General features: G+C 73.9%; 4 protein-coding genes. 2 read left to right on the top strand and 2 right to left on the bottom strand.

The window, feature by feature from the left end; translation table 11 throughout:
- Together AB0C29_RS41365 and AB0C29_RS41360 are read left to right on the top strand one after the other, a co-directional pair.
- Window positions 1-909 (top strand): hypothetical protein (locus AB0C29_RS41365; protein WP_360832707.1); only part of this gene is annotated, 909 nt, incomplete at its 5' end.
- Window positions 910-951: 42 nt separating this feature from the next.
- The gene (locus AB0C29_RS41360) at window positions 952-1980 is read left to right on the top strand and encodes a YbhN family protein (RefSeq protein ID WP_360832704.1); all 1029 of its coding nucleotides are present in this window, start codon (window positions 952-954) and stop codon (window positions 1978-1980) included.
- On the opposite strand, the gene AB0C29_RS41355 is transcribed toward AB0C29_RS41360, so the two are convergent.
- Together AB0C29_RS41355 and AB0C29_RS41350 are read right to left on the bottom strand one after the other, a co-directional pair.
- Window positions 1946-2665, bottom strand: coding sequence for a tetratricopeptide repeat protein (locus AB0C29_RS41355; RefSeq protein WP_360832701.1), 720 nt, complete (start codon window positions 2663-2665; stop codon window positions 1946-1948). The two genes, AB0C29_RS41360 and AB0C29_RS41355, sit on opposite strands and share 35 nt — an antisense overlap.
- Before the next feature lie 45 nt (window positions 2666-2710).
- A partial coding sequence (locus AB0C29_RS41350; protein ID WP_360832698.1) for a hypothetical protein occupies window positions 2711-2970 on the bottom strand: 260 nt, incomplete at its 5' end.

The raw sequence follows: 2970 nt of genomic DNA, 5'->3' as shown, positions 1-2970 counted from the left end.
GACCGGAGCACCGCAACGGGCAGCCAGGCGGCGGCACCCCCGCGCAAGAGCCGGTCCGACCGGCCGCGGCCGGCCGCCACCACGAGCAGCCCGCGCTCGACGTCCATCGCGGACCTGCCGGGCCACATCTTCTACGCGGACCGCGGCGACGAGGGCCGCCTGGTCAAGCTGACCCCGGGGGACCAGCTGGAGACGGTGCTGTCGAAGCCGTACGCGACGGTCGGCGTCTCCCCCGACGGAGCCCGGGTCGCCTACGTGGCCGACGGCAGCCTCATGGTGGTGGACACCGGCGGCGGCGAGCCCCAGCAGGCGTACGCCGGGACGACATCGGCCACCCAGGCCCCGGCATGGTCCCCGGACGGTGCCCAGCTGCTCATCGACGCCACCGAGCCGGCCGTGCTGGACGTGGCCTCGGGCGCCCTGACCCCGCTGCCCAGCGGCCTCGACGGCCAGCATTTCCGCTGGTCCGGTGACGGCTCCACGCTGGTCTACGGCACCGCCGGCTGCGGGCTGAAGGTCGCGGAGACGAACGCGCAGTCCGGCACACCGGTGCCCGAGAGCGGCGACACAGCCGGCCGCGCCGCCTGCCGCCCGGTCAGCGTCGACGCCACCGGTGACCTCGTGACCGTGCACCTCGAGCAGAACACCGCGGATCCGGCCGGGACGACGGACTCGGCCGCGGCGCCCGCCGACGCGGTGCTGGACACGGTGACCGGCGACATCGTCGACCTGCCGGTCTCCGGCCGCGTCATCGGTGCCGTCTTCGACCCGGACGGCAACCTGCTGGTCCGGACGTACCAGGACGGCAAGCGCAAGCTGTCCCTGTTCGCCCCGGACTTCACCCTGCTCCTGCGGGCCCGGGAGCCGGCCTATCTCCGGAGCCTGTCGCTGGTGGCCTACACCCGCTGAACGCCCTGCCGGCCGGCGCGGATGGTGCGACGATGATCGGCGATGGCCGTTTCGCAGGAGACCGTACCGCCGGCCTGGTGGCGCCGCACACCGGCCGTCGTGGGCGTCATCGTGCTCATCCTCGGCACCGAACTGGTGATCGGGTGGTCGTCGCTGGCCGAGGCGGTGCACCAGCTGCGTACCCCGGCCTGGAACTGGGTCGCCGGCGCGGTCGTGGCCGAGATCGCCTCGATGGGCACCTACGCCCGGATGCAACAGGCCCTGCTGCGCGGCGCCGGCACCAGCGTCCCGGTACGCCGGCACGTGGCGCTGGCGTACGCGGCCCACTCGCTGAGCGCGACGCTGCCCGGCGGCCCGGTCTTCTCCACCGCCTTCAACTTCCGCACCCTGCGCCGCTACGGTGCCTCCTCCGCGGTCGCCTCCTGGTGCATCGCGCTCAGCGGGGTGCTGTCGGCGGGCGCCCTGGTCGTGATCGGGGCTGTCTTCGGCATCCTGACCCGCAGCACCGGCAGCTGGCGGACGTTGCTCTGCTACATGGGCGGCGCGCTGGCCGTCGCGTTCCTGGTGCGCCTGGTCGCCCAGCACCCGGAGTGGCTGATCGGCCCGGCCCGGCGGCTGCTCAGCGGCGTCAACAAGGTGCGCCGCCGGCCCGGGGACTCCGGGCAGGCGCGGCTGGTGAACTTCGTCGACCAGCTGCGCTCGGTGCGGGTCCGCCCGGCCGACCTCACCCTCGCGGTGGTGCTGGCCGTGGCGAACTGGCTGCTGGACGCGCTGTGCCTGTGGATGTGCTGCATCGCGGTCGGTGCCACCGGCATCCATCCGGCGCAGCTGGTGATCGCGTACTGCGCCGGGATGGCCGCGGCCAGCGTGCCGATCGTGCCCGGCGGGCTCGGCGTGGTCGACGGCGCGCTGGTGCTGGGCCTGGTGGCGGGCGGGCTGACCAGCGCCTCCGCGGTGGCCGCGGTGGTGCTCTACCGGCTGATCAGCTTCGGCTTCATCATCGGTACGGGCTGGCTGGTCTGGCTGATCATGCGGGCTAGGGCAGGTACTCCTCGGGGCGTACCGGCATAGCCGCCGCACCCCCGCGCTTGCCGAAGAGCTTCCAGCCCCGCTTCTTCTTCTCCGGCGCCCGGACGTTCTCGCCGTTGAGCACCGCGAGCCGGTGCTGGGCGACCGGGTTCTCCGGCTCCAGCTTCAGCGAGATCAGGAACGCCTGGCGGGCCTGGTCGGCGTGCCCGAGCGCGTCCAGCGTCACCCCGTGGGTGAAGTAGTAGTGCGCCTCGTCGGGAGCCAGCCCGATGGCCGTGCGGGCGGCCTGCTCGGCGTCGGCGTACTGCCGGTCGGCGGCCAGCAGCGACCAGGCGACCCGGTCGTGCCACAGCGGGTTCTTCGGCTCGACGATGACAGCCCGGTAGGCCATCGTCACCGCCTCCTCGTGCCGGCCCAGCAACGTGAGCGCGCGGCTGGCGATGGCCAGCGGCCGGGGATCCTCCGGGACCAGCGCGATCGCCCGGTTCGCGGCGTCCAGGGCCTTGTCCACCTCGTCCAGCACGAGCCGGATGCGGGCCAGCAGGATCCAGCCCGCGGCGGACTGCGGGTCGGCGGCCAGCACCGGCTCGAGATGCGCTGCCGCGGCCGCCGGGTCCACCCGCTCGAAAAGGGCGGCGGCCCGCGCGACCCCGATCTCCGTGGGCGTGCTCAGCCCGGGCGCGCCGGGCTGCTGCACCCGCGCCCGCGCCGCGTCCAGGTCGGTCATCGCCTTGCTCCGGAGTTAAAGCTCACACCGCCATCATCGGCACCGTCAGGGCTGTTCTGAGCGGTTTCCGGGAAACCCACCCAGCAGGAGCACCGCCGCCAGCACCAGGCAGGCCACCGCGGCCGCGGGCGCCTCACGCACCAGCAGCACGGTTCCGACCAGCACCATAACCAGCGCGGGGACCAGCATGGCGCGGTTGCCGGAACTGGCCCGGGCTTTTCGCGGGGCCGGCGCCTCCAGCCCGGCGAGCAGCTGCTTCGCCGCCGCGTGCCGCGGATCCAGCTCCAGCACCGCGAGCAGCGTGC

The sequence above is a fragment of the Actinoplanes sp. NPDC048791 genome (assembly GCF_040650095.1).
Taxonomy (GTDB): Bacteria; Actinomycetota; Actinomycetes; order Mycobacteriales; family Micromonosporaceae; genus Actinoplanes.
The sequence above is the reverse complement of the archived record's forward strand: the minus strand, read 5'-3'. Positions and strand labels throughout refer to the sequence as shown.